Source organism: Klebsiella sp. P1927 (assembly GCF_018204675.1).
Classification (GTDB): domain Bacteria; phylum Pseudomonadota; class Gammaproteobacteria; order Enterobacterales; family Enterobacteriaceae; genus Klebsiella; species Klebsiella pneumoniae.
This window is the reverse complement of record NZ_CP073377.1, coordinates 4,100,848-4,123,552: the sequence shown is the minus strand read 5'-3', so window position 1 is coordinate 4,123,552 and position 22,705 is coordinate 4,100,848. Positions and strand designations below refer to the sequence as shown.

The 22,705-nt window shown below is 54.8% G+C and carries 17 protein-coding genes, 4 tRNA genes and 3 rRNA genes; 15 read left to right on the top strand and 9 right to left on the bottom strand.

The genetic code is table 11. The annotated features are described in order from the left end of the window. Positions 1 to 26 precede the first annotated feature (26 nt). Both KB892_RS20770 and metN read right to left on the bottom strand, forming a co-directional pair. The gene (locus tag KB892_RS20770; RefSeq protein WP_002889448.1) at positions 27 to 680 is read right to left on the bottom strand and encodes a methionine ABC transporter permease MetI; all 654 of its coding nucleotides are present in this window, start codon (positions 678 to 680) and stop codon (positions 27 to 29) included. Next, on the bottom strand, positions 673 to 1,704 hold the full coding sequence (gene metN / locus KB892_RS20765; protein ID WP_002889450.1) for a methionine ABC transporter ATP-binding protein MetN: 1,032 nt from the start codon (positions 1,702 to 1,704) through the stop codon (positions 673 to 675). Before metN ends, KB892_RS20770 begins: the two co-directional genes overlap by 8 nt. 188 nt (positions 1,705 to 1,892) lie before the next feature. Here metN and gmhB point away from each other — a divergent pair, with 188 nt between their 5' ends. From gmhB to dkgB, 8 genes are all read left to right on the top strand, one after another. Next, positions 1,893 to 2,459, top strand: a complete 567-nt coding sequence (gmhB, locus tag KB892_RS20760) for a D-glycero-beta-D-manno-heptose 1,7-bisphosphate 7-phosphatase (protein WP_002889452.1) — start codon at positions 1,893 to 1,895, stop codon at positions 2,457 to 2,459. A 368-nt stretch (positions 2,460 to 2,827) separates the two neighbouring features. Next, a 16S ribosomal RNA gene (locus tag KB892_RS20755) occupies positions 2,828 to 4,367 on the top strand. A 71-nt stretch (positions 4,368 to 4,438) separates the two neighbouring features. Continuing rightward, positions 4,439 to 4,515 (top strand) — tRNA-Ile (locus KB892_RS20750). A 36-nt stretch (positions 4,516 to 4,551) separates the two neighbouring features. After that, positions 4,552 to 4,627, top strand: a tRNA-Ala gene (locus KB892_RS20745). Positions 4,628 to 4,804: 177 nt separating this feature from the next. Next, a 23S ribosomal RNA gene (locus tag KB892_RS20740) occupies positions 4,805 to 7,706 on the top strand. A 96-nt stretch (positions 7,707 to 7,802) separates the two neighbouring features. Beyond that, positions 7,803 to 7,918, top strand: a 5S ribosomal RNA gene (rrf, locus tag KB892_RS20735). Together the 16S, 23S and 5S rRNA genes with 3 tRNA genes alongside form the textbook arrangement of a ribosomal RNA operon. A gap of 57 nt (positions 7,919 to 7,975) precedes the next feature. Beyond that, positions 7,976 to 8,052, top strand: a tRNA-Asp gene (locus KB892_RS20730). Between the two features lie 164 nt (positions 8,053 to 8,216). Next, positions 8,217 to 9,020 (top strand): 2,5-didehydrogluconate reductase DkgB, encoded by an 804-nt coding sequence (dkgB, locus tag KB892_RS20725; protein WP_002889598.1) that lies wholly within the window; start codon positions 8,217 to 8,219, stop codon positions 9,018 to 9,020. A gap of 45 nt (positions 9,021 to 9,065) precedes the next feature. Here the strand turns inward: dkgB and yafC are convergent, their stop codons facing one another. Beyond that, entirely contained in the window at positions 9,066 to 9,971 is a 906-nt protein-coding gene (yafC, locus tag KB892_RS20720) for a DNA-binding transcriptional regulator YafC (protein ID WP_002889616.1), read from the bottom strand. A gap of 104 nt (positions 9,972 to 10,075) precedes the next feature. Here yafC and KB892_RS20715 point away from each other — a divergent pair, with 104 nt between their 5' ends. The 3 genes from KB892_RS20715 (at position 10,076) to KB892_RS20705 (ending at position 13,028) form a co-directional block, all read left to right on the top strand. Next, a complete protein-coding gene (locus KB892_RS20715) occupies positions 10,076 to 11,266 on the top strand; it encodes an MFS transporter (protein WP_002889624.1) in 1,191 nt (396 codons plus the stop codon). 102 nt (positions 11,267 to 11,368) lie between these two features. Continuing rightward, positions 11,369 to 12,166 (top strand): endonuclease/exonuclease/phosphatase family protein, encoded by a 798-nt coding sequence (locus KB892_RS20710; protein ID WP_002889629.1) that lies wholly within the window; start codon positions 11,369 to 11,371, stop codon positions 12,164 to 12,166. A 91-nt stretch (positions 12,167 to 12,257) separates the two neighbouring features. Then, positions 12,258 to 13,028 (top strand): class I SAM-dependent methyltransferase, encoded by a 771-nt coding sequence (locus KB892_RS20705; protein ID WP_002889630.1) that lies wholly within the window; start codon positions 12,258 to 12,260, stop codon positions 13,026 to 13,028. A gap of 57 nt (positions 13,029 to 13,085) precedes the next feature. Here the strand turns inward: KB892_RS20705 and mltD are convergent, their stop codons facing one another. After that, positions 13,086 to 14,453: a murein transglycosylase D gene (gene mltD, locus KB892_RS20700; protein ID WP_002889632.1), complete on the bottom strand. Its 1,368-nt coding sequence runs from the start codon at positions 14,451 to 14,453 to the stop codon at positions 13,086 to 13,088. A gap of 71 nt (positions 14,454 to 14,524) precedes the next feature. Beyond that, positions 14,525 to 15,280: a hydroxyacylglutathione hydrolase gene (gene gloB / locus KB892_RS20695; protein WP_004152035.1), complete on the bottom strand. Its 756-nt coding sequence runs from the start codon at positions 15,278 to 15,280 to the stop codon at positions 14,525 to 14,527. 32 nt (positions 15,281 to 15,312) lie between these two features. On the opposite strand from gloB, the gene KB892_RS20690 reads away from it, so the two are divergent. Beyond that, positions 15,313 to 16,035: a class I SAM-dependent methyltransferase gene (locus tag KB892_RS20690; RefSeq protein WP_062955117.1), complete on the top strand. Its 723-nt coding sequence runs from the start codon at positions 15,313 to 15,315 to the stop codon at positions 16,033 to 16,035. On the opposite strand, the gene rnhA is transcribed toward KB892_RS20690, so the two are convergent. Next, positions 16,032 to 16,499, bottom strand: coding sequence for a ribonuclease HI (rnhA, locus tag KB892_RS20685; RefSeq protein WP_002889686.1), 468 nt, complete (start codon positions 16,497 to 16,499; stop codon positions 16,032 to 16,034). The genes KB892_RS20690 and rnhA overlap by 4 nt on opposite strands. A gap of 64 nt (positions 16,500 to 16,563) precedes the next feature. Here rnhA and dnaQ point away from each other — a divergent pair, with 64 nt between their 5' ends. Together dnaQ and KB892_RS20675 are read left to right on the top strand one after the other, a co-directional pair. Continuing rightward, positions 16,564 to 17,295, top strand: coding sequence for a DNA polymerase III subunit epsilon (gene dnaQ / locus KB892_RS20680; protein WP_004152034.1), 732 nt, complete (start codon positions 16,564 to 16,566; stop codon positions 17,293 to 17,295). A gap of 133 nt (positions 17,296 to 17,428) precedes the next feature. Next, positions 17,429 to 17,505: transfer RNA gene (locus tag KB892_RS20675), tRNA-Asp, on the top strand. Between the two features lie 59 nt (positions 17,506 to 17,564). Here KB892_RS20675 and KB892_RS20670 read toward each other — a convergent pair. Continuing rightward, entirely contained in the window at positions 17,565 to 18,446 is an 882-nt protein-coding gene (locus KB892_RS20670; RefSeq protein ID WP_062955116.1) for a LysR family transcriptional regulator, read from the bottom strand. 103 nt (positions 18,447 to 18,549) lie between these two features. On the opposite strand from KB892_RS20670, the gene eamB reads away from it, so the two are divergent. Then, positions 18,550 to 19,140, top strand: a complete 591-nt coding sequence (gene eamB, locus KB892_RS20665; protein ID WP_002889688.1) for a cysteine/O-acetylserine transporter — start codon at positions 18,550 to 18,552, stop codon at positions 19,138 to 19,140. Between the two features lie 30 nt (positions 19,141 to 19,170). On the opposite strand, the gene KB892_RS20660 is transcribed toward eamB, so the two are convergent. Together KB892_RS20660 and fadE are read right to left on the bottom strand one after the other, a co-directional pair. Next, positions 19,171 to 19,941 (bottom strand): amidohydrolase, encoded by a 771-nt coding sequence (locus tag KB892_RS20660; RefSeq protein WP_002889689.1) that lies wholly within the window; start codon positions 19,939 to 19,941, stop codon positions 19,171 to 19,173. Between the two features lie 178 nt (positions 19,942 to 20,119). Further along, complete coding sequence (gene fadE, locus KB892_RS20655) at positions 20,120 to 22,564, bottom strand: acyl-CoA dehydrogenase FadE (RefSeq protein ID WP_002889690.1); 2,445 nt, start codon at positions 22,562 to 22,564, stop codon at positions 20,120 to 20,122. Between the last annotated feature and the right edge of the window lie 141 nt (positions 22,565 to 22,705).

The following is a 22,705-nucleotide window of genomic DNA, read 5'->3' as shown; positions in this document are numbered from 1 at the left end:
AGAATGAGTGTTGTCTGCCAATAACGTTATTTGTGAGTCACAGCCCGGACGATGCGATCGCCAGAGAATTGAATTAAATAAACCAGAACAACCAGCAATACCAGTACGGTATTCATCACGGTGGCGTTATATCCAATATAGCCATACTGATAACCAATCTGACCCAGGCCACCGGCGCCCACCGCGCCGCCCATTGCGGAATAACCCACCAGCGTGATGAGCGTGATGGTGGCGGCGTTGACTAGACCCGGCAGTGCTTCAGGTAGCAGGACTTTGCGCACGATCTGCAGCGGCGTGGCACCCATCGCGCGGGAGGCTTCAATAAGGCCGGTGGGGATTTCCAGCAGGGCGTTCTCCACCATGCGGGCGATAAACGGCGCGGCGCCAACTGTTAATGGCACAATCGCTGCCTGCAGGCCGATAGAGGTACCGACGATCACGCGGGTAAACGGAATCATCCAGACCAGCAGGATAATGAACGGGATGGAGCGGAAAATATTCACCAGCGCCGACAGCGTGCGGTACAGTTTGGCATTGGCGACGATTTGCCCCGGACGGGTCACGTACAGCAGCACGCCCACCGGCAGGCCGAGGACAAAACCGAAGAAGCCAGAGACAAAAGTCATTGCCAGCGTTTCCCATACGCCGCGCAACAGCAGCCACATCATTGCCTCAGACATAACCCAATACCTCTACTTTTACATGATGTTCCTGCAGCCAGGCGATGGCCGCCTGAGTGTCTTCCTGTGTACCGTGCATTTCGGTGAGCATGATGCCGAACTTCACCCCGCCGGCATAATCCATCTGCGCGCTGATAATGTTGTTATTCACGTTGAAGCGACGCGCGGTTTCAGAGAGCAGCGGCGCATCGACGGAGTGGCCGGTAAATTCCATGCGCAGCATCGGTACGCTATCCGCTGTGGCGGTAGGTTTCAGGCGCGCCTGATAGTCATCCGGAATATCGAGGTGCAGAGTGGACTGAATAAACTGCTGAGCCAGCGGCGTCTTCGGATGGGAGAAGACTTCGCTCACGGTGTCCTGCTCGATCAGTTGACCATTACTAATGACCGCCACGCAGTCGCAGATACGTTTAACCACGTCCATTTCATGGGTGATCAACAGGATGGTCAGTCCCAGGCGACGGTTAATGTCTTTCAGCAGTTCGAGAATGGAACGGGTAGTGGCCGGATCCAGGGCGCTGGTGGCTTCATCGCACAGCAATACTTTAGGATTGCTGGCCAGCGCGCGGGCAATCGCCACGCGCTGTTTCTGGCCGCCGGAGAGGTTGGCCGGGTAGCTGTCGTGCTTATCACCCAGGCCGACAAGATCCAGCAGCTCCGTGACACGGCGTTTGATTTCAGCCTGCGGCGTGTTATCCAGCTCCAGGGGTAATGCCACGTTGCCGAAAACGGTCCGCGAGGCCAACAGGTTAAAATGCTGGAAAATCATGCCAATTTGACGGCGAGCGCGGGTTAGCTCTTTCTCCGACAGGGCAGTCAGTTCCTGACCGTCAACCTGTACGCTGCCCTCGGTCGGGCGCTCCAGCAGGTTCACGCAGCGAATCAGCGTACTTTTACCGGCGCCGGAGGCACCGATGACGCCGTAAATCTGTCCGGCAGGGACATGCAGGCTGACGTTATTCAGCGCCTGAATGCTGCGATTCCCCTGCTGGAATACTTTGGTGATATTGGAAAGTTTAATCATCAGTTATTTATTATCGTTTAGCCGTTTGCCGTGGCATTTTCTTCTGCCGTATCCAGGCGATGCCTGGCAATGAAATGGATGTTAAGGCATCCAGACGTCTAAATCAATCTGACTCTTTATAATGAGCACTTTCTTGCATGCGGAAACATGCGATACTAGCGGCACTAGTCTTTTTCAGGAGCAAACCGGTGGCAAAGTCAGTACCCGCAATTTTTCTCGACCGTGACGGCACTATTAATGTCGATCATGGCTACGTCCACGAAATCGACAATTTTGAATTTATCGATGGCGTCATTGACGCGATGCGCGAACTAAAAGAGATGGGCTACGCGCTGGTGCTGGTCACTAACCAGTCCGGTATTGCCCGCGGTAAATTTACCGAAGCCCAGTTTGAAACGCTGACCGAATGGATGGACTGGTCTCTGGCAGACCGCGGCGTCGACCTCGACGGTATCTACTATTGCCCGCATCACCCGCAGGGTGCGGTTGAGGAGTACCGCCAGACCTGTGATTGTCGTAAACCGCATCCGGGGATGCTGATTTCCGCCCGCGACTATCTGCATATCGATATGGCTGCTTCTTATATGGTAGGGGACAAACTGGAAGATATGCAGGCGGCAGCGGCTGCGGATGTCGGGACTAAAGTACTGGTGCGCACCGGTAAGCCCCTGACTGAAGAAGCGGAAAAAGCGGCGGATTGGGTGCTAAATAGCCTGGCAGAGCTGCCGGCGGCGATTAAAAAGCAGCAAAAATAAGCGTTGCGTTTAAAAGATGAGCGGTTGAAATAAAATTGTATTTTTCCGCTTGTCATTCCCGGAGAGCTCCCTATAATGCGCCTCCATCGACACGGCAGATGTGAATCACTTCACACAAACAGCCGGTTCGGTTGCAGAGAAAAATCCTGAAAAACGGGTTGACTCTGAAAGAGGAAAGCGTAATATACGCCACCTCGCGACAGAGCGCTAAAGCGCGTCGCAACTGCTCTTTAACAATTTATCAGACAATCTGTGTGGGCACTCAAAGTGACATGGATTCTTAACGTCCTAGGACGAAAAATGAATACCAAGTCTCAAGAGTGAACACGTAATTCATTACAAAGTTTAATTCTTTGAGCATCAAACTTAAATTGAAGAGTTTGATCATGGCTCAGATTGAACGCTGGCGGCAGGCCTAACACATGCAAGTCGAGCGGTAGCACAGAGAGCTTGCTCTCGGGTGACGAGCGGCGGACGGGTGAGTAATGTCTGGGAAACTGCCTGATGGAGGGGGATAACTACTGGAAACGGTAGCTAATACCGCATAACGTCGCAAGACCAAAGTGGGGGACCTTCGGGCCTCATGCCATCAGATGTGCCCAGATGGGATTAGCTAGTAGGTGGGGTAACGGCTCACCTAGGCGACGATCCCTAGCTGGTCTGAGAGGATGACCAGCCACACTGGAACTGAGACACGGTCCAGACTCCTACGGGAGGCAGCAGTGGGGAATATTGCACAATGGGCGCAAGCCTGATGCAGCCATGCCGCGTGTGTGAAGAAGGCCTTCGGGTTGTAAAGCACTTTCAGCGGGGAGGAAGGCGGTGAGGTTAATAACCTCATCGATTGACGTTACCCGCAGAAGAAGCACCGGCTAACTCCGTGCCAGCAGCCGCGGTAATACGGAGGGTGCAAGCGTTAATCGGAATTACTGGGCGTAAAGCGCACGCAGGCGGTCTGTCAAGTCGGATGTGAAATCCCCGGGCTTAACCTGGGAACTGCATTCGAAACTGGCAGGCTAGAGTCTTGTAGAGGGGGGTAGAATTCCAGGTGTAGCGGTGAAATGCGTAGAGATCTGGAGGAATACCGGTGGCGAAGGCGGCCCCCTGGACAAAGACTGACGCTCAGGTGCGAAAGCGTGGGGAGCAAACAGGATTAGATACCCTGGTAGTCCACGCCGTAAACGATGTCGATTTGGAGGTTGTGCCCTTGAGGCGTGGCTTCCGGAGCTAACGCGTTAAATCGACCGCCTGGGGAGTACGGCCGCAAGGTTAAAACTCAAATGAATTGACGGGGGCCCGCACAAGCGGTGGAGCATGTGGTTTAATTCGATGCAACGCGAAGAACCTTACCTGGTCTTGACATCCACAGAACTTTCCAGAGATGGATTGGTGCCTTCGGGAACTGTGAGACAGGTGCTGCATGGCTGTCGTCAGCTCGTGTTGTGAAATGTTGGGTTAAGTCCCGCAACGAGCGCAACCCTTATCCTTTGTTGCCAGCGGTCCGGCCGGGAACTCAAAGGAGACTGCCAGTGATAAACTGGAGGAAGGTGGGGATGACGTCAAGTCATCATGGCCCTTACGACCAGGGCTACACACGTGCTACAATGGCATATACAAAGAGAAGCGACCTCGCGAGAGCAAGCGGACCTCATAAAGTATGTCGTAGTCCGGATTGGAGTCTGCAACTCGACTCCATGAAGTCGGAATCGCTAGTAATCGTAGATCAGAATGCTACGGTGAATACGTTCCCGGGCCTTGTACACACCGCCCGTCACACCATGGGAGTGGGTTGCAAAAGAAGTAGGTAGCTTAACCTTCGGGAGGGCGCTTACCACTTTGTGATTCATGACTGGGGTGAAGTCGTAACAAGGTAACCGTAGGGGAACCTGCGGTTGGATCACCTCCTTACCTTAAAGAACCTGCCTTTGCAGTGCTCACACAGATTGTCTGATGAAAATAGAGCAGTAAGTAATCTCTGCAGGCTTGTAGCTCAGGTGGTTAGAGCGCACCCCTGATAAGGGTGAGGTCGGTGGTTCAAGTCCACTCAGGCCTACCAAATTTGCGAAGCAAATTTGAAGAGGTTGCAAACGATGGGGCTATAGCTCAGCTGGGAGAGCGCCTGCTTTGCACGCAGGAGGTCTGCGGTTCGATCCCGCATAGCTCCACCATCTTTACTGCGAACACAAGAAAACTTCAGAGTGAACCTGAAAAGGTGCACTGCGAAGTTTTGCTCTTTAAAAATCTGGATCAAGCTGAAAATTGAAACGACACACTGTTTAAGTGTGTTCGAGTCTCTCAAATTTTCGCGACACGATGATGTTTTACGAAACATCTTCGGGTTGTGAGGTTAAGCGACTAAGCGTACACGGTGGATGCCCTGGCAGTCAGAGGCGATGAAGGACGTGCTAATCTGCGAAAAGCGTCGGTAAGGTGATATGAACCGTTATAACCGGCGATGTCCGAATGGGGAAACCCAGTGCAATTCGTTGCACTATCGTTAACTGAATACATAGGTTAACGAGGCGAACCGGGGGAACTGAAACATCTAAGTACCCCGAGGAAAAGAAATCAACCGAGATTCCCCCAGTAGCGGCGAGCGAACGGGGAGCAGCCCAGAGTCTGAATCAGCTTGTGTGTTAGTGGAACGGTCTGGAAAGTCCGACGGTACAGGGTGATAGTCCCGTACACCAAAATGCACAGGCTGTGAACTCGAAGAGTAGGGCGGGACACGTGGTATCCTGTCTGAATATGGGGGGACCATCCTCCAAGGCTAAATACTCCTGACTGACCGATAGTGAACCAGTACCGTGAGGGAAAGGCGAAAAGAACCCCGGCGAGGGGAGTGAAAAAGAACCTGAAACCGTGTACGTACAAGCAGTGGGAGCACCTTCGGGTGTGACTGCGTACCTTTTGTATAATGGGTCAGCGACTTATATTCTGTAGCAAGGTTAACCGTATAGGGGAGCCGCAGGGAAACCGAGTCTTAACTGGGCGTTAAGTTGCAGGGTATAGACCCGAAACCCGGTGATCTAGCCATGGGCAGGTTGAAGGTTGGGTAACACTAACTGGAGGACCGAACCGACTAATGTTGAAAAATTAGCGGATGACTTGTGGCTGGGGGTGAAAGGCCAATCAAACCGGGAGATAGCTGGTTCTCCCCGAAAGCTATTTAGGTAGCGCCTCGTGAACTCATCTTCGGGGGTAGAGCACTGTTTCGGCTAGGGGGTCATCCCGACTTACCAACCCGATGCAAACTACGAATACCGAAGAATGTTATCACGGGAGACACACGGCGGGTGCTAACGTCCGTCGTGAAGAGGGAAACAACCCAGACCGCCAGCTAAGGTCCCAAAGTCATGGTTAAGTGGGAAACGATGTGGGAAGGCACAGACAGCCAGGATGTTGGCTTAGAAGCAGCCATCATTTAAAGAAAGCGTAATAGCTCACTGGTCGAGTCGGCCTGCGCGGAAGATGTAACGGGGCTAAACCATGCACCGAAGCTGCGGCAGCGACACTATGTGTTGTTGGGTAGGGGAGCGTTCTGTAAGCCTGCGAAGGTGTGCTGTGAGGCATGCTGGAGGTATCAGAAGTGCGAATGCTGACATAAGTAACGATAAAGCGGGTGAAAAGCCCGCTCGCCGGAAGACCAAGGGTTCCTGTCCAACGTTAATCGGGGCAGGGTGAGTCGACCCCTAAGGCGAGGCCGAAAGGCGTAGTCGATGGGAAACAGGTTAATATTCCTGTACTTGGTGTTACTGCGAAGGGGGGACGGAGAAGGCTATGTTAGCCGGGCGACGGTTGTCCCGGTTTAAGCATGTAGGCTGATTGTCCAGGCAAATCCGGATAATCAAGGCTGAGGTGTGATGACGAGGCACTACGGTGCTGAAGTAACAAATGCCCTGCTTCCAGGAAAAGCCTCTAAGCATCAGGTAACATTAAATCGTACCCCAAACCGACACAGGTGGTCAGGTAGAGAATACCAAGGCGCTTGAGAGAACTCGGGTGAAGGAACTAGGCAAAATGGTGCCGTAACTTCGGGAGAAGGCACGCTGGTGTGTAGGTGAAGTCCCTGCGGATGGAGCTGAGACCAGTCGAAGATACCAGCTGGCTGCAACTGTTTATTAAAAACACAGCACTGTGCAAACACGAAAGTGGACGTATACGGTGTGACGCCTGCCCGGTGCCGGAAGGTTAATTGATGGGGTTATCCGTAAGGAGAAGCTCTTGATCGAAGCCCCGGTAAACGGCGGCCGTAACTATAACGGTCCTAAGGTAGCGAAATTCCTTGTCGGGTAAGTTCCGACCTGCACGAATGGCGTAATGATGGCCAGGCTGTCTCCACCCGAGACTCAGTGAAATTGAACTCGCTGTGAAGATGCAGTGTACCCGCGGCAAGACGGAAAGACCCCGTGAACCTTTACTATAGCTTGACACTGAACATTGAGCCTTGATGTGTAGGATAGGTGGGAGGCTTTGAAGCGTGGACGCCAGTCTGCGTGGAGCCAACCTTGAAATACCACCCTTTAATGTTTGATGTTCTAACGTTGGCCCCTGACCGGGGTTGCGGACAGTGTCTGGTGGGTAGTTTGACTGGGGCGGTCTCCTCCCAAAGCGTAACGGAGGAGCACGAAGGTTAGCTAATCCTGGTCGGACATCAGGAGGTTAGTGCAATGGCATAAGCTAGCTTGACTGCGAGCGTGACGGCGCGAGCAGGTGCGAAAGCAGGTCATAGTGATCCGGTGGTTCTGAATGGAAGGGCCATCGCTCAACGGATAAAAGGTACTCCGGGGATAACAGGCTGATACCGCCCAAGAGTTCATATCGACGGCGGTGTTTGGCACCTCGATGTCGGCTCATCACATCCTGGGGCTGAAGTAGGTCCCAAGGGTATGGCTGTTCGCCATTTAAAGTGGTACGCGAGCTGGGTTTAGAACGTCGTGAGACAGTTCGGTCCCTATCTGCCGTGGGCGCTGGAGAATTGAGGGGGGCTGCTCCTAGTACGAGAGGACCGGAGTGGACGCATCACTGGTGTTCGGGTTGTCATGCCAATGGCACTGCCCGGTAGCTAAATGCGGAAGAGATAAGTGCTGAAAGCATCTAAGCACGAAACTTGCCCCGAGATGAGTTCTCCCTGAGACTTTAAGTCTCCTGAAGGAACGTTAAAGACGATGACGTTGATAGGCCGGGTGTGTAAGCGCAGCGATGCGTTGAGCTAACCGGTACTAATGAACCGTGAGGCTTAACCTTACAACGCCGAAGATGTTTTGGCGATTTGAGAGAATTTTCAGCTCTGATACAGATTAATCGATACGTTGGTGAAACGTGTTGATAAAACAGAATTTGCCTGGCGGCACTAGCGCGGTGGTCCCACCTGACCCCATGCCGAACTCAGAAGTGAAACGCCGTAGCGCCGATGGTAGTGTGGGGTCTCCCCATGTGAGAGTAGGGAACTGCCAGGCATCAAATTGCAGTAAGCCGGGGTGACAACCGGTGGTAATAAAGCGAAGAAATTCGGTGGAGCGGTAGTTCAGTCGGTTAGAATACCTGCCTGTCACGCAGGGGGTCGCGGGTTCGAGTCCCGTCCGTTCCGCCACTTATTAAGAGCCCTGAGCATTTGCTCAGGGCTTTTTTGTTTGATCTGTTCTCTATTATTGCTAATTCAGCAAAAATCCTCTGCATTAATCGCTCTTTTTCCCCTCCACACCATCAGCCATAATTTCATCCGTTAACCGAAATGAATAAATAACGAGGAAAATCATGGCAATCCCTGCATTTGGTCTTGGCACCTTCCGTCTGAAAGATGATGTTGTTATCGCATCCGTAAAAACCGCGCTGGAGCTGGGCTATCGTGCTATCGACACCGCGCAAATCTATGACAACGAAGCCGCGGTGGGTCAGGCTATCGCCGAAAGCGGCGTGCCGCGTGATGAGCTGTTCATCACTACCAAAATCTGGATCGAGAACCTGAGCAAAGACAAACTCATCGCCAGCCTGCAAGAAAGTCTGCAGAAGCTGCGCACGGACTATGTTGACCTGACGCTCATCCACTGGCCGGCACCGAACGATGCGGTTGCCGTTGAAGAGTTTATGGCAGCCTTGATGGAAGCGAAGAAGCTGGGTCTGACCCGTCAGATTGGTATCTCCAACTTCACTATTCCACTGATGGAGCGCGCGATTGCCGCCGTTGGCGCTGAAAACATTGCGACCAACCAGATTGAACTCTCGCCGTATCTGCAAAACCGTAAAGTCGTCGACTGGGCACGTGAGCACGGCATCCACATCACCTCTTACATGACGCTGGCTTATGGTAAGGCGCTGAAAGATGAAGTGATTGCCCGTATCGCGGCGAAACATAATGCGACTCCGGCGCAGGTTATCCTGGCATGGGCGATGGGCGAGGGGTACGCGGTGATCCCGTCCTCGACGAAGCGTGATAACCTGGCCAGCAACCTGAAGGCGCTGGATCTGCAGTTGGATGATGAAGATCGACAGGCGATCGCTGCGCTGGATTGCAACGATCGGCTGGTGAGCCCGGAAGGTCTGGCGCCGCAGTGGGATTAATCACTCGCTACCGGTATGCCGTTCGCCTTGCAGACCGAGATGGTATTACGACAGCTCCTTCGGGAGCTGTTTTACGTGGTCGCTCAGAAAATCAATAAATGCCCTGATGCGAGTGCTGACCGCCCGGTCGCTGTAATAGACGGCACTGAAAGGCATTTCCACCGGTAAGCGCTTATCCGCCAGTAGCTCGACAAACTCTCCGCTGGCAATCTCTTTATCCACCATGTAATCCGACAGGCAGGCAATACCGTTGCCGGTCAGGCACAGCTGCTTGAGCGTTTCGCCGCTATTGGATGACACCGCCGCTTCGATCTCTAACAGCTGGCCATCGCAACAGGAGACCGGCCAGGTATTCAGCGATACCGGCTCGGTGAAGCCGAGGCAGTGATGCTGTTTCAGATCGGATGGATGCTGCGGCATACCGTAGCGCGCGACATAGTCGGGCGAGGCGACGATCTTACGATAGCTGGTAAACAGCGGTCGGGCGCGCAGGCTGGAATCCGTTAAGGTCCCGGCCCGAATGGCCACATCCACTTTCCGTTCAATCAGATTGATAAACGTCTCAGACGAGACGAGCGACAGCGTCATTTCCGGGTAGCGCTCGCGAAATGGCTTCACCAGCGGCATGAGAAAATGCAGCATCACCGGCGTCGCGGCATCTACCCGCAGCAGGCCCCGCGGCGTCGTGCGCGTCTCCAGCAGATCGTTCTCTGCCGCCGCCATTTCCTGCAAGACCACCTGCATACGGCGAAAATAGCGCTCGCCTTCTTCTGTCAGGCTGAGCTGGCGGGTGGTCCGATTGAGCAGGCTTACGCCTAGCTTTGATTCCAGCTTTTTGACCGCCCGGCTGACGGCGGAGTTGGCCTGTCCGAGCTGCTCGGCCGCCCGGCTGAAACTCCCGCTTTCCACCACCGCCACAAAGATGGCGATCTCCTCTGATGTGGCTCTCATTATTGCACCTATAGCAAAATTCTATTGATACTTTGATAGTTTTTGTTATTTATACAACCCTTCATACTACGTGTCATCTTAATCCTGATGCTACGGAGTAAATTATGCCACTGGCGCTATTTGCCTTAACCATCGGTGCCTTCGCAATTGGCACCACTGAATTTGTGATTGTCGGCCTGGTCCCGACCATTGCTCAGCAACTCTCTATCTCCCTGCCTTCGGCGGGACTGCTGGTCTCTATCTACGCGCTGGGCGTGGCGATCGGCGCCCCGGTACTGACGGCGTTGACCGGGCGTATGCCGCGTAAACAGCTGCTGCTGGCGTTGATGGTCCTGTTTACGGCGGGTAATGTGCTGGCCTGGCAGGCCCCGGGCTATGAAACGCTGATCCTGGCGCGACTGCTGACCGGCCTGGCACACGGCGTGTTCTTCTCTATTGGCTCGACAATTGCTACCAGCCTGGTGGCAAAAGAGAAAGCGGCCTCGGCCATTGCCATTATGTTCGGCGGCCTGACGGTCGCGCTGGTAACCGGGGTACCGTTCGGGACTTTCATCGGCCAGCATTTTGGCTGGCGGGAAACCTTCCTCGCGGTATCGATTCTGGGCGTCATTGCCCTTATCAGCAGCCTGATTCTGGTACCGAATAATATTCCGGGCCGCGCCAGCGCCAGCCTGCGCGATCAGATGAAAGTATTAACTCATCCTCGCCTGCTGATGATCTACACCATTACCGCGCTGGGCTACGGCGGCGTGTTTACCGCCTTTACCTTCCTTGCGCCGATGATGCAGGAGCTGGCCGGTTTCAGTCCGTCAGCGGTGAGCTGGATCCTGCTGGGCTATGGTGTCTCGGTGGCTATAGGTAACGTGTGGGGCGGCAAACTGGCCGATAAGCATGGCGCCGTCTCCGCGCTGAAGTTTATCTTCGCCGCGCTGGTGGTGCTGCTGCTGGTCTTCCAGTTGACCGCCAGCGTTCACTATGCCGCGCTGGCAACGGTACTGGTGATGGGCATCTTCGCCTTCGGCAACGTGCCGGGTTTGCAGGTGTATGTGGTGCAAAAAGCAGAGCAGTACACGCCTGGCGCCGTCGACGTCGCTTCCGGCCTGAATATTGCCGCCTTTAACGTCGGCATTGCTCTGGGGTCCATCGTCGGCGGACAGACGGTCGAGCGGTACGGTCTGGCGCAGACGCCGTGGATTGGCGCGATGATTGTGCTGGTCGCTTTGCTGTTGGTGGTCCTGAGCGGACGTTTAGATAAATTGCCACGCCGTTCGGCAGCGCTTTCTCCCGAAGGCTAAGGGTTTCTCGCAATTTGCATTGAAAGTGTATGGGAAAATCCCTATAACAGAATAACCAGTCGTCGTCGGGCTGGTTTCTGTTATCGAGGATTAATGCCCAAATTGCGAAAGAACACCTACGCCATGCGCTATGTCGCCGGACAACCTGCGGAGAGAATATTGCCTCCGGGGGCGTTTGCGGGCGTAAGTCCGGTTTATCCCGCCGGCACGCCGTTAAGCAGCGATGAGAAGATCCGCGTGCTGGTATGGAATATCTTCAAGCAGCAGCGCGCAGAGTGGCAGTCGGTCCTCAAAAATTTCGGCAAAGATGCGCATTTGGTCCTGTTGCAGGAGGCGCAAACCACCCCAGAACTGGTCCGGTTCGCGACTTCAAACTATCTGGCCGCCGATCAGGTGCCGGCGCTGGTATTGCCGCAGCATCCTTCCGGCGTAATGACGCTGGCCTCCGCGCACCCCATCTATTGCTGTCCGCTGCGCGAGCGCGAGCCTATTTTGCGATTGCCGAAATCGGCGTTAGTGACCGTTTATCCGCTGCCGGATGCGCGGTTGTTGATGGTAGTCAATATCCATGCCGTCAACTTTAGCCTTGGCGTCGACGTCTACAGCAAACAGCTGCTGCCAATTGGCGATCAGATCGCCCATCACAGCGGGCCGGTGATCATGGCCGGCGACTTCAATGCCTGGAGCCGGCCGCGGATGAATGCGCTGTACCGCTTTGCGCGTGAGATGTCGTTACGCGAAGTTCGTTTCTCAGACGATCAGCGCCGCCGCGCGTTTGGTCGTCCCCTCGATTTTGTGTTCTACCGTGGGTTAAGCGTGCACGATGCTTCCGTGCTGGTGACCCGCGCCTCCGACCACAACCCGCTACTAGTCGAATTCAGTCCCGGCAAGCCTGATTAATTTAAGGTTGGTCAGGCCTGCCATGGGGCAGGCCTGCGCATGCATGGTGCTGCCTTTTATTACTCAAAAAAAACCGTAAGGACAAGACAACATGACAACACGCTCTCACCATGACAACGTCGAAAAGCAGTTCGGCTCCCAGGCCAGCGCCTATCTGACCAGCGCCGTACACGCCTCTGGTCGCGATCTGCAGCGGCTGGCGGAACGGCTGGCTGATTTTCCTCAGGCGAAAGTGCTGGATATGGGCTGCGGGGCAGGGCACGCCAGCTTTACCGCGGCGGGACAGGTTGCCGAGGTGACCGCCTATGATTTATCGAGCCAGATGCTGGAGGTCGTTGCCGCCGCGGCAAAGGAGAAAGGTTTTAGCAATATCGTGACCCAGCAGGGGTACGCCGAAACGCTGCCGTTCGCTGATGCCAGCTTTGATGTGGTGATTAGCCGCTACTCTGCTCACCACTGGCATGACGTTGGCCAGGCGCTGCGTGAGGTGAAACGTGTTCTCAAGCCGGGCGGGGTGATTATCGTGATGGACGTGATGTCGCCGGGTCATCCGGTACGTGATGTCTGGCTGCAGACGGTGGAAGCCCTGCGCGACACCTCGCATGTGCGTAATTATTCCAGCGGCGAGTGGTTGACGCTGGCGACTGAAGCGGGGCTGGTGGTTAACCAGTTGTTGACCGATCGCCTGCCGCTGGAGTTCAGTTCATGGGTGGCGCGGATGCGCACTCCTGAGCCGCTGGTGGAGGCGATTCGCTTATATCAGCAGAGCGCTTCGGCGGAGGTCAAAGCGTACTTCGAGTTACAGGAGGACGGATCGTTTACCAGCGATACCATTCTGTTCGAAGCGCATAAAGCGGTTTAATTTAGGCAATAAAAAAGGCACCGGGGAAGTCGGTGCCTTTTTGTCGAACCAGAGGTATCAGGACTCTGGTCGATCGCTGTTTTTCACAAACAACGTTAGCTGATCGCCAGGGCGCAGGTTGTCGGTATCGCTGTTCCAGCGCATCACGTCGCGAATATTAACGCCGTGACGTTTGGCGATGCTCGACAGCGAATCGCCTTTACGAACGCGATAGGTGATGCTATCGCTGTTGTTCGCCAGACGCTGGGCGCTGCTGCCTGCGCCAATAACCAGATTCTGCCCAACCTTTAATCCAGAGCCGCGCAGGTTATTCCACTGCTGCAGATCGCGGGTCGTCACACCAAGACGGGAAGCTATCCCGGAAATGGTGTCGCCAGAACGCACCTTATAGCTACGGCTGGTCAGCGGCGTATTGTCCGCGAGCTGCGTCGGCTGCACGGCGGCAATGTCGCCAGAGGCCAGCGATTCACGCAGCTGTGCGGCGTGCTTCTGCGGCACCATGACGTACTTTGGCCCGCTCGCGCCCAGCGTTGACCCTTTTACGCCCGCATTGAACGTCTTCAGCTTGCTGACCGGCATACCGGCCATGTCCGCGAGCTGAGAAATATCAACCGGACTGTCGAGGCGAACGCGCGCCAGCGCACGGCTTTCATCAGCCGTAGGCAGCTTTACGCCGTAACGTTTGCTGTTTTTGAGAATGTCGCTCAATGCCAGCATTTTCGGGACGTAGATTTTCGTTTCATGCGGCAGAGACAGCGACCAGAAATCGGTGGGTTTGCCACGCGAACGGTTCGCTTTTACTGCCTTCATGACCCGGCCTTCGCCGCTGTTATAGGCTGCGACCGTTAACAACCAGTCGCCGTCGAACATTTTGTTCAGACGTTGCATCATGTCCAGCGCCGCGGTAGTAGACGCGACGACATCACGACGCGCATCGTAACTGCGGGTCTGTTTTAAACCATAATTGCGCCCTGTGCTCGGAATGATCTGCCAAATGCCTGCGGCATTGGCGCCAGACGTCGCGTGTGGGTCAAAAGCGCTCTCCACTATGGGTAGTAATACCAGTTCCATTGGCATGTTACGTTTCTTAACCTGCCCGGCTATCCAGTACATATACGGCTCTGCCCGTAAAGTTACATCGTGGAGATAGCTCTTATTTCTTAAGTACTTCTGTTTCTGTTCGCGAATCCGGGGATTATCCGGTATTCCCATCTTTAGCTCGTCGCCTATGGAAGTCCACAGATCCTGGTCTTGCGCGTAGAAGGTTCCATCATCTAACCAGCGCGCTTGACTTGTGAACTTGCCTGCTTCCCCTTGACCAGCCGCAGAAAGGCTCTGTGCTCGCTGTTCGACGGTGCCATCGTGCTTAGACGCCTGGCACCCCACCAGCAGGACAGAGGCGAGTAATATCGCTCGTGCCTTCATGTGTGTGTCAATAGTTGCTTAAAAGACGACCAAGGATAACGGCGAAGTTGGCCGATGACAAGAATTAAATATCAGAAGTCATCTTTCTTTGACCTTAACCATGCAAATCGCGCCACAGAGTGTTGCAAATTTGTTTCTTTGTTAATTTTGTCAATTAAATCAATATCATTTACGCGTAAAAATAAATTTATACGCCGCTCATTTTTCAGAGTTACGGGTAGTGTTTTTTGTTTTTTTGCACGTAACTCATTAACTTTATGATAGTAATCGTTTATGTCCCTATCATCTGGCAGGATACTCAATGCAAACTTCATATTCGCTAACGTATATTCATGTGCGCAACATATGAGGGTTTCTTCAGGAAGGGCATTAATTTTCATAAATGATTGATACATCTGCTCTGCTGTACCTTCGAACAGCCTTCCGCAGCCGCCGGAAAACATCGTATCGCCACAGAACAGATAAGGTTCGCTGTAGTAACAGATATGTCCTAATGTGTGACCTGGCGTAGAGAAAATGGAAAAATCGTGCCCGAGAATTGACAGCCGATCGCCATCGCCTACCACCTGAATGACGCCTTTATCCTGGGTTTCCGCCGGCCCGTAAACCACTATAGAAGGGAATTTTTCACGTAATTGTTTTACGCCGCCGACGTGATCCTGATGATGATGGGTCAATAAAATAGCCTCGGGCTGCCACTGGTTTTCCTTGATGGCCGCCAGAACCGGCGCGGCTTCGCCTGGATCTACGATGATGCAGCGGCCGTTATTCTCACTGAGAACCCAGATGTAGTTGTCCTGAAACGCGGGAATACTGATAAGATTCATAAATTACCTCTAAAGCGTAGCGGAAGGTGGCAATGAAGCCGGCAAGGATACCTCACACAGTGACAGCGCCTGAGCATTGGTCCAGTATGCCGTGGGGCGAATACTATCGCGAAACGCTGGAGCAGCAGATAAAACCGTGGCTGGCTAAATTATATGGCTTTCATCTGCTTAAGATTGGCAATCTGAGCGCGGAAATCAATACCGAAGCTTGCGCCATCTCGCACCAGGTGAATGTCTCGCTGGCGGGAAATCCAATGCAGGTCCGGGCTGACCCGCTGCATTTACCCTTTGCCGAAAAGTCCGTTGACGCCTGCCTGCTGGCGCACACCCTGCCGTGGTGTAGCGATCCGCATCGTCTGCTGCGGGAAGCCGATCGTGTACTGATCGATGATGGCTGGATGATCCTGACCGGGTTTAATCCGGTCAGCCTGATGGGGTTGCGTAAGCTGGTGCCGGTCCTGCGCAAAGGAACGCCTTATAATAGCCGTATGTTTACGCTGATGCGCCAGCTGGACTGGCTGGCGCTGCTCAACTTTGAAGTGCTGCACTATGGACGTTACCAGGTTTTGCCCTGGTCGCGCCATGGCGGCAAATTGTTGAGCACCCATCTGCCGGCGCTGGGCTGTTTGCAATTGATTGTCGCCCGCAAACGGACCATTCCGCTGACGCTCAATCCGATGAAATCCGGCAAAGCGAAAACTCAGCTGCGGCCGGCGGTGGGCGCCACCCGGCAGTGGCGCAAAGGGCAGAATTAACTCTCAGGCAGGTAGCCGACATCGTCCAGTGTGGGGTGGGAGGCCGCCGCGCGCGCCAGCTCGTCGCAGCGTTCATTTTCAGGATGGCCGGCATGGCCCTTTACCCATTCCCATTTAATTTTATGCTGGCCAAGCGCGGCGTCCAGCCGCTGCCAGAGGTCGACATTTTTCACCGGCTTTTTCTCTGCCGTTTTCCAGCCGCGCTTTTTCCAGTTGTGGATCCACTGGGTGATCCCCTGACGAACATACTGGCTGTCAGTGCTGAGCACCACTTCGCAATGCTCTTTTAACGCTTCCAGGGCAACAATTGCCGCCATCAGTTCCATGCGGTTATTGGTGGTCAGACGGTAGCCAGCGCTGAAGGTTTTTTCGTGCTGGCGGTAGCGCATGATGGCGCCGTAGCCGCCAGGTCCTGGATTACCCAGGCAAGAGCCGTCGGTGAAAATTTCTACCTGTTTGAGCATCTCTGGTAGACTTCCTGTAATTGAAATCGATTTGTAAACGATAAGTCTGACATAAATGACCGCTATGAGCACTGCAATTACGCGCCAGATTGTTCTCGATACCGAAACCACCGGTATGAACCAGATCGGGGCACACTACGAAGGACACAAGATCATTGAGATCGGCGCCGTGGAGGTGATCAACCGCCGCCTGACCGGTAACAATTTTCACGTCTATCTGAAGCCCGATCGGCTGGTGGATCCTGAAGCATTCGGCGTACACGGGATCGCCGATGAGTTCCTGCTGGATAAACCTACCTTTGCCGACGTGGCTGATGAGTTTATGGATTACATCCGCGGCGCGGAGCTGGTGATCCATAACGCCTCGTTCGATATCGGCTTTATGGATTATGAATTCAGTAAGCTAAACCGCGGCATCGGAAAAACCGAGACCTTTTGTAAAATCACCGACAGTTTGGCGCTGGCGCGGAAAATGTTTCCAGGCAAGCGCAACAGCCTCGATGCGCTATGTTCGCGTTACGAAATAGACAACAGCAAGCGTACGCTGCACGGGGCGTTGCTCGATGCCCAGATCCTTGCCGATGTCTATTTGATGATGACCGGCGGCCAGACTTCGATGGCGTTCTCTATGGAAGGCGAAAGCCAGCAGCAGGCGGGAGAGATGGGAATTCAGCGCGTCGTCCGCGCCGGCAGTCAGTTACGCGTGGTTTATGCCTCAGATGAAGAACTGGCGAACCATGAATCCCGCCTCGACCTGGTACAAAAGAAAGGCGGAAGCTGCCTGTGGCGTGCCTGATAGCCACTAAAATGAATTAAAAATAGGCGGTTGGGTGATTTTTGCAGCAAACGATTCAAAATGGTAGAAAAAGCGTTGACGGGGTAGAGGGGAATCCGTAATATTCGCCTCGTTCCCAACGGAACAACAACGCGGAGCGGTAGTTCAGTCGGTTAGAATACCTGCCTGTCACGCAGGGGGTCGCGGGTTCGAGTCCCGTCCGTTCCGCCACTATTCAGAAAGCCTGAGTCAGCAATGATTCAGGCTTTCGTCGTTTTCGTCGCCGAATTTCAGCGCACCTCTTGTTCCTCCTGCATGCACTGCATAAATACCCGCATCGCCGGACTGATAGCCTTCCCGGCATGGTGGGCGCAGAGCGCATGGATCGTCAACGGCGTCTCGCTGAATGGCAGCTCAACCAGCGTCCCGCGCTTGAGCTCGTCCTCCACCGCAAAGCGTGGCAGAAAACTCACTCCCAGATTTCCCGCCACGCACTGCTTGATACTCTCAATACTCCACAGCTCAATGGTGTTCTCCAGAGTAATTTCGCGTTGGCGCAGGGTGCTTTCAAAAATCTGCCGGAACACGCACTGGGGTTCGTTGATGATAAAGCTCAGCGGGATATGCTGCCGCGGGCGCATGAAGTCTACCGGCGCCTGCTCGACCGATGCGACCAGCGTCAGCGACTGCTGGCCAAGCTCCATTATCGTGAGCGCGTCATCGTTACCCACCCGGTAAAACACCCCCAAATCGACCTCGTCGGCAAGCAGCGCATCGGGGATGCTGTAGCAGTTGAGCGACTGCAGCGACAGGCGCACTTTCGGAGCGCGTTGCTTAAAACGCTGCAGCACCCGCGGCATTTTATACGCCAGCAGCGTTTCGCCAGTGGCGACGCGAAGTTCGCCGCCGGGCTCATCGTCCTGGCGTGCCGCCTGACGAATCGAGGCCATCACTTTAGTCAGGTCGTAGACATGCGGCAGGACCTTCTTACCGGCGGCGGTGAGACACATCCGCCGGCCGATTTTCTCAAACAGCGGGATGGCAAGCTCCTGCTCCAGCTGCTGGATATGAAAAGTCACGGTGGACTGAGTGCAGCATAGTTTCTGCGCTGCGCGCAGAAAGGAACCTTCTTCGACAACAGTTTTGAAGGTGATGAAGCGTCGCAGATCCATATTTCCTCTTTGTATCGATACTATCGAAGCGAGAATGAAAAAATATTCATTTTTTTAAATTATCAGCTTCGGGTAGTGTCTGCCAGACAAGAGGAGAAAACCCGTGACACCTACCCTGATTAGCGCCTTTTTAACTTACACTTTGATCACCGCCCTGACACCCGGGCCCAACAATATCCTGGCGCTGAGCAGCGTCACTTCCCATGGTCTACGCCGCAGCCTGCGGGTGCTGGCCGGGATGAGCGTCGGGTTTATTATCACTATGTTGATTTGCGCGGCTTTAACCTTTTCGCTGGTTGAACTCGACTCACGCTTTACCCTGGTATTGGGATGGATTGGCGCGGCGTACATCCTGTGGCTGGCCTGGCAGATTGCCAAAAGCAAACCGGCGACAGGGATGCCGAGTGTAGAACCGGTAGGCTTTTGGGCAAGTCTGGGGCTGCAGTTCGTCAACGTTAAAATTATTCTGTATGGCATCACCGCGCTTTCTACCTTTGTTCTGCCCGTTACTCGCGAGCCTGTTTGGCTTATCAGCGTGAGTCTGCTGCTGGCGGCGATTGGCGCGCTGGGAAATCTGTGCTGGGCGCTGGCGGGGCATCTGTTTCAGCGCCTGTTTTTGCTGTACGGGCGGCAACTGAACTGGATGCTGGCAGCGTTATTGGTCTACTGTGCTGTGCGGATCGTGGTGGAATAAAAAGGGAGCGCAGCGGCTCCCGAAGGGTGATTAGCCGATCGTGAAAGGATCGGCATCGCGCCAGGCGGGGAATTTTTCACGATATTCCTGAAGGGCGCTCAGCGACAGCTCGGCATCAAGACGAGTGGCCTGATGCGGATCGGCGGTGGCGATAATCTCCCCCTGGGGATTGATAATCCGACTATCGCCGCGGTAATGATGGCCGTTGCCGTCAGTGCCAACCCGGTTACAGCCGGCGACATAGGCCTGGTTTTCAATCGCGCGGGCGATCAGCAGCGACTGCCAGTGCAGCGAGCGCGGCGCCGGCCAGTTGGCGACATACAGCGCCAAATCATAGTCGTTCTGATTACGCGACCATACCGGAAAGCGCAGGTCGTAACAGACCAGCGGCAGGATCCGCCATCCACGCCATTCAAAGACCACGCGCTGGTTTCCGGCCTCATAGTGATGATGTTCATCGGCCATACGGAACAGGTGCCGTTTATCATAATGGTGCACCGTACCGTCAGGCTCGACCAGCAGGAAGCGGTTAACAGCGCCGTGTTCAGTTTGCAGCGCAGCGCTGCCGGCAATCAGCGCCTGGGATTGCGCGGCCCGGGCATGCATCCACTCCACCACGTCGGCCTCGGGTAAAGACTGTTTTGCCGCTTCCATGGCAAAGCCGGTGGTAAACATCTCTGGTAAAACAATCACATCGCGCCCGGTGATTCCTTCCAGTTGGCGATCAAAATGGCGCAGGTTGGCAGGGCCGTCCATCCAGACCAGCGGTTGTTGCAACAGCGAAATTTTCAGGCCAGGCACAATGGTCAACTCCATTCTCATGAGGGGGTTAGGTTAACTGTAACACCATATCAGCCGCGCGGCGGTCCGCGGAATATTTTGTTAAAAAAATGCTACTGATGGAAACGAAAGGGGAGGAGAGGGCGAAAAAAAGGCGGGGAAAGTTCCCCGCCCGGCGTGTGATGTGGTAGTGGTTTTATTATGCAGCTTCAACTTTACGAACTTTTTCCGGCAGCTTTACCGGCTTTGTCGCCAGCTCCTCTGGCGCAAAGTCGTCGACGTTAATGCTGCGCAGACGGCTATGCTCTGCACGGGTAAGAATGGCGGCCTCATCCTGACTGATTAATCCTTTGGCCAGCGCGTTGTGGGCCAGCTCATCCAGACGGGTGAACGGCAGATTTTTACCCAACTCTTTGCAGATCCGCTGGTGGATAGGATCGGCCGCCATCACTTCCAGCAGGGCCTCTTCCAGCAGGCCTACCGGGTTATGCTCGCTCGGCGTCAGATACTGACCGCGGCCGATGCGGGAGCGCGTGGCGCTGGGCACCTGCAGAATTTTGGCGACCTGGTGGTCCAGCCTATCCGATGGCGCATGATGATGACGGCCGGTCGGGAAGATGACCAGGCGCATTACGCCTGCCACCAGACGGTTCGGGAAATTGTCCAACAGATCGTCAATGGCTTGCTCGGCCTGGTGCAGCGCGTCCTGTACCCCCCAGTGAACCAGCGGCAGATCGGCTTCATTGCGTCCTTCATCGTCATAGCGTTTCAGCACCGCCGAGGCCAGGTACAGCTGGCTTAACACATCCCCCAGACGGGCGGAGATACGTTCGCGTCGCTTGAGGCTGCCGCCGAGCACCGCCATTGAGACGTCTGACAGCAGTGCCAGGTTGGCGCTCAGACGATTCATTTGCTGATAGTAGCGACGGGTGGCGTCACGAGTCGGCGCGCTGCTGGTGCGCCCGCCGGTCAGGCCCAGCCAGAAACTCCGCACTTTATTACTGCCGACATGGCCGATATGTTTGAACAGCAGCTTGTCATAGGCGTTCAGGTCATTATTCTGCGCGGCGGCCATCTCCTCCAGTACGTACGGATGGCAGCGAATCGCCCCCTGACCGAAGATCATCATGCTGCGGGTCAAAATGTTTGCGCCTTCCACGGTGATGGCGATAGGCGCGCCCTGATAGGCCCGGGCGAGGAAGTTGCCTTCGCCCAGCATAATGCCTTTCCCGCCGGTAATATCCATCGCGTCGATAATGGAGCGCTGGCCGCGGTGGGTGCAGTGATATTTCACGATAGCGGACAGCACTGCAGGTTTCTCGCCGAGCATGATGCCGTAGGTGATCAGCGACGCCGCAGCGTCCATCACATAGGCGTTACCGGCGATACGCGCCAGCGCCTCTTCAATCCCTTCCATTTTGCCGATGGAGATTTTGAACTGGCGGCGAATATGGGCGTAAGCGCCAGTCGCCATGGCAACGGATTTCAGACCACCGGTGGCGTTGGACGGCAGAGTAATACCGCGGCCGACCGATAGACATTCAACCAACATGCGCCAGCCCTGACCGGCCATGCTTGGGCCGCCGATGATGTAATCGATAGGCACGAAGATATCTTTGCCGCGGGTTGGACCGTTCTGGAACGGCACATTCAGCGGGAAGTGGCGACGGCCGATTTCCACGCCCGGGGTGGAGGTGGGGATCAGCGCGCAGGTGATACCCAGCTCTTCTTCTCCGCCCAGCAAACGATCCGGGTCAGAGAGTTTGAAAGCCAGCCCCAGCACGGTGGCGATAGGCGCCAGCGTGATATAACGTTTGTTCCAGGTCAGGCGCATCCCCAGCACCTGTTGACCCTGCCAGTCGCCCATGCACACCACGCCGGTATCCGGGATGGCGCCGGCATCAGAGCCCGCTTCCGGGCTGGTGAGAGCGAAGCAAGGGATTTCCAGGCCGCGTGCCAGACGCGGCAGATAATGATTCTTCTGTTCTTCGGTACCGTAATGCTGCAGCAGTTCGCCCGGACCCAGCGAGTTCGGGACGCCGACGGTGATCGCCAGGATGCCGGAGACGCCAGAGAGTTTCTGCAGTACTCGTGCCTGAGCGTAAGCGGAGAACTCAAGTCCGCCATACTCTTTCTTAATGATCATCGCGAAGAAGCGGTGCTCTTTCAGATAGGCCCACAGCTCCGGCGGCAAATCGGCCATTTCGTGGGTGATGGCGAAGTCGTTAGCCATCCGGCAGGCTTCTTCAACTGGGCCGTCGAGGAAAGCTTGCTCTTCGGCGGTCAGCCGCGGCTGCGGATAGTTATGTAACTTTTGCCAGTCAGGATTGCCGCGAAACAGATCGCCTTCCCACCAGGTGGTGCCGGCGTCGATGGCTTCTTTTTCCGTGCGCGACATCGGCGGCATCACCTTGCGGAATGTGCGAAACGCCGGTGCGGAAATCATGGATTTACGCATAGGCGCAAAGTTAAACGGCAACAGTATGATCGCCAGCGGCAGCAGCAGCCAGATATTCCACACTCCGGCCGCGCCGAGCGCCGCGGTCCAGGCGAGCAAAATCACGCTGCTGAGCAGCAGGCTGACCCGGTGATAGAAGAGCGCGCCGAGTAAAACGACGGTTGCAACAATACTCAAAATCATCATAGAGAAATGCTCCCTGAGCTTGTAGGAGGTCTGACCACTTGTGATGTATTGGTTGTAGTGCATGCGTTTTTATTTAGCAATGTGTTTACAAAATAATTACAACCTTGCTCACATTGTTGTATGCAAAAGCGGCACATAAAA

What these genes read in the sequence shown, in the direction of transcription:
- fadE (WP_002889690.1), bottom strand. Translation starts at nt 22,564, where the DNA reads ATGATGATTTTGAGTATTGTTGCAACCGTCGTTTTACTCGGCGCGCTC.
- gloB (WP_004152035.1), bottom strand. Translation starts at nt 15,280, where the DNA reads ATGAATCTTATCAGTATTCCCGCGTTTCAGGACAACTACATCTGGGTT.
- metN (WP_002889450.1), bottom strand. Translation starts at nt 1,704, where the DNA reads ATGATTAAACTTTCCAATATCACCAAAGTATTCCAGCAGGGGAATCGC.
- KB892_RS20670 (WP_062955116.1), bottom strand. Translation starts at nt 18,446, where the DNA reads ATGGATCTGCGACGCTTCATCACCTTCAAAACTGTTGTCGAAGAAGGT.
- rnhA (WP_002889686.1), bottom strand. Translation starts at nt 16,499, where the DNA reads ATGCTCAAACAGGTAGAAATTTTCACCGACGGCTCTTGCCTGGGTAAT.
- dnaQ (WP_004152034.1), top strand. Translation starts at nt 16,564, where the DNA reads ATGAGCACTGCAATTACGCGCCAGATTGTTCTCGATACCGAAACCACC.
- yafC (WP_002889616.1), bottom strand. Translation starts at nt 9,971, where the DNA reads ATGAGAGCCACATCAGAGGAGATCGCCATCTTTGTGGCGGTGGTGGAA.
- KB892_RS20705 (WP_002889630.1), top strand. Translation starts at nt 12,258, where the DNA reads ATGACAACACGCTCTCACCATGACAACGTCGAAAAGCAGTTCGGCTCC.
- KB892_RS20770 (WP_002889448.1), bottom strand. Translation starts at nt 680, where the DNA reads ATGTCTGAGGCAATGATGTGGCTGCTGTTGCGCGGCGTATGGGAAACG.
- mltD (WP_002889632.1), bottom strand. Translation starts at nt 14,453, where the DNA reads ATGAAGGCACGAGCGATATTACTCGCCTCTGTCCTGCTGGTGGGGTGC.
- dkgB (WP_002889598.1), top strand. Translation starts at nt 8,217, where the DNA reads ATGGCAATCCCTGCATTTGGTCTTGGCACCTTCCGTCTGAAAGATGAT.
- KB892_RS20690 (WP_062955117.1), top strand. Translation starts at nt 15,313, where the DNA reads ATGAAGCCGGCAAGGATACCTCACACAGTGACAGCGCCTGAGCATTGG.
- KB892_RS20715 (WP_002889624.1), top strand. Translation starts at nt 10,076, where the DNA reads ATGCCACTGGCGCTATTTGCCTTAACCATCGGTGCCTTCGCAATTGGC.